Raw genomic sequence first — 809 nt, forward strand, 5'->3', positions numbered from 1 at the left:
CTAGGCTGTGTCTTCAAAGGATCTTGGTGTCGGATGATGTAGCGCGTGGGTCGTCGCTACGAGTTGTCTGACGTTGAGTGGGAAGCGCTGTCGCGGTACCTGCCGTCGGCGGTGACCGGTGGTCGGCCTCGGGCCGATGATCGGCGGGTGCTCAACGGAATCGTGTGGAAGATCCGGGCCGGGGCGGCGTGGCGGGACGTGCCCGCCCGCTACGGGTCCTGGCAGTCGATCTACACCCGTTTCCGCAGGTGGGCCTTGGACGGCACGTTCGAGCGGATGCTCGCCGGGGTCCAGGCCGATGCGGACGCGGCCGGGGACATCGACTGGTTGGTGTCGGTGGACTCGACCATCGTGCGAGCCCACCAGCACGCTGCGGGCGCCAAAGGGGGCACCGAGAAACGGACGAACCACAGGATCACGCCCTCGGTCGATCTCGAGGTGGACTGACCACCAAGATTCACCTCGCGTGCGACGGCCTGGGTCGGACCCTGGCCTTCGTGCTCTCCGGTGGCAACGTCAACGACTGCACCCGCTTCACCCACGTCATGGCCGCCATCCGTGTCGGACGCTCGGGCCCTGGCCGACCTCGCGTACGACCGGGCCACGTCATCGCCGACAAGGGCTACAGCACCAAAGCGATCAGGGCTGACCTGCGTCGGCGAGGCATCGGGCACACGATCCCCGAACGCGCCGACCAGCAAGCCAACCGCCGCCGACGAGGCAGCCGAGGCGGCCGGCCACCAGCGTTCGACAAGCAGCTCTACAAGCGGCGCAACGTCGTCGAACGCTGCTTCAACCGGCTCAAGCAG

1 pseudogene is annotated in these 809 nt (G+C 67.5%); it reads left to right on the forward strand.

Annotation, left to right across the window (positions count from 1 at the left end):
* Positions 1-45: 45 nt before the first annotated feature.
* Positions 46-809 (forward strand): annotated as a pseudogene (locus tag RM555_RS30810) (IS5 family transposase); the annotation flags it as partial.

The sequence above is a fragment of the Micromonospora reichwaldensis genome (assembly GCF_031845925.1).
Taxonomy (GTDB): Bacteria; Actinomycetota; Actinomycetes; order Mycobacteriales; family Micromonosporaceae; genus Micromonospora; species Micromonospora reichwaldensis.